Raw genomic sequence first — 1,676 nt, 5'->3', positions numbered from 1 at the left:
CGTCTGGACCAAAACCGCCGACCAAATCCTGGAATCCATCGCCAACTACTGCCGACGAATTAATGACTCAGGACACTAGCCGAGAGACGCGAGGATCTGGCCGATGCCGAATCGGAACCGGGCCTCGTAGTCTGCTGAGAGGAAATCATCCAGTACCGCATGCAGATTGGGGAAATCCTTCTCGGTCACGACATCCGGTAGACCGCTCGGCAAGGCATCGGGCGCCCGCTGCTCCTCCTGGACCAGGCCCAGGGTGAAGTAGAAGAGGCTCCACGCGGTCCAGGCCGCCGGCTTGGCCGCGACTCCACCGCTCCGCAGCACCGCGACCAACCGGTCGCCGAAGGCCAACGTCGCCGGTAGGGCCGGGAAGGTCCCGGCAACGACAACCGCACCGTCACGGTGTCGCAGCATCGCCTGGCGGAGCCGACCCAGCAACTGAGCCGCCCGCCTGCGCCAGTCGCCGTGTAACTGGTCCGCCTCCGCCTCCCCCACGATTGCGTCGGCCATCAGTTCGAGCAGCCGCCCTTTGGTGCCGATGTGCCACATCACGGTGTTCATGCTGACGTCGAGTTCCGTTGCTATCGCGCGCGTCGAGAGCTTCGCGATTCCCTGTCCGTCCAGGACGACGAACGCCGCCCGCACCACATCGTGAACACCGAGGCCGGCCCGCGCCCGGACGACACCTTGATTCTTGGTCACTGACCAAGTATACAAGGGAGTTGTATTTCTTGGTCAGCGATAGAGAGGAGAGGTCCGTGCCGGCCGACCCGACCTTTGATGCCATGTACCGCGATGAGCAGACCGACGCCGGAACGGTTCCCTGGGATATCGGCGGCCCTCAGCCGGCAGTGCAGGAACTCGTAGCCCACGGCGCGTTGCGCGGCGAAGTGCTGGATCCGGGCACCGGCCCCGGCCATCACGCAATCCATTTCGCCGCGCGGGGATACACAGCCACCGGTGTCGACGCCTCGCCGGCAGCGGTCGAGCACGCCCGGCGCAATGCCGAGCGCGCGGGAGTGACCGTGGACTTCCGGGTCGCCGACGCGACCCGGCTGGCCGACTTCGAAGGCCGGTTCGACACCGTCGTCGACAGCGCGTTCTATCACGTGTTCGCGCACGACGAGGAGTTGCAGGCGCGCTACATCCGGGCGCTGCACTTCGCTACCGCTCCCGGCGCGCGGTTGTTCATGTTCGAACTCGGACGACACAACCTCAACGGCTTGCAGTTCGACGGCCTGCCGGCGGATAACTTCGGCCGGCTGCTCGGCGAGAACGGTTGGCGTCTCGATTACCTCGGGACCTCCACCTACGTCGGCGCTTTCGGCCCGCGAGCGTTGGCATTCCTTTCGCGGCTGGACTCCGACGATGGTGTCGCACCGCAGATGAAGGGGCTGCCGGATCAGTTGGGGGCGTTGGAACCGCCACTGGACAACCACCGCGTCCACCTGCCGATGTGGTCGGTGGTCGCCAGCCGACTGACCTAACCGCCGTCGGCCTCGTGTGTCACTGTGTTCACTTGTGCCACTGTGGTTTTGGCTGTGGATGGTTTCTGCGGAGTGTCGGTGCGGATCGCTAGAATTAGCACATGCGTTCGAGTGATCGGGAAGAAATCGTCGAGGCGTTCGACGCTCTTTCGGCCGATCTGGATAAGGCCCTGGAGCTGGACTTCTCGGCAC

At 64.7% G+C, this 1,676-nt stretch carries 2 protein-coding genes; one reads left to right on the top strand and one right to left on the bottom strand.

Going from position 1 to position 1,676, the window contains the following annotated elements:
* Positions 1 to 75: 75 nt before the first annotated feature.
* A complete protein-coding gene (locus BST10_RS22115) occupies positions 76 to 699 on the bottom strand; it encodes a TetR/AcrR family transcriptional regulator C-terminal domain-containing protein (protein WP_013829505.1) in 624 nt (207 codons plus the stop codon).
* An 83-nt stretch (positions 700 to 782) separates the two neighbouring features.
* On the opposite strand from BST10_RS22115, the gene BST10_RS22110 reads away from it, so the two are divergent.
* Positions 783 to 1,484: a class I SAM-dependent methyltransferase gene (locus BST10_RS22110; protein WP_083040773.1), complete on the top strand. Its 702-nt coding sequence runs from the start codon at positions 783 to 785 to the stop codon at positions 1,482 to 1,484.
* Positions 1,485 to 1,676: the final 192 nt, after the last annotated feature.

This window comes from Mycolicibacter algericus DSM 45454 (genome assembly GCF_002086455.1).
In the GTDB taxonomy this organism is placed as follows: Bacteria; Actinomycetota; Actinomycetes; order Mycobacteriales; family Mycobacteriaceae; genus Mycobacterium; species Mycobacterium algericum.
Note: the sequence above shows the minus strand (reverse complement) of the source record. Positions and strands in the feature narration are given on the sequence as shown.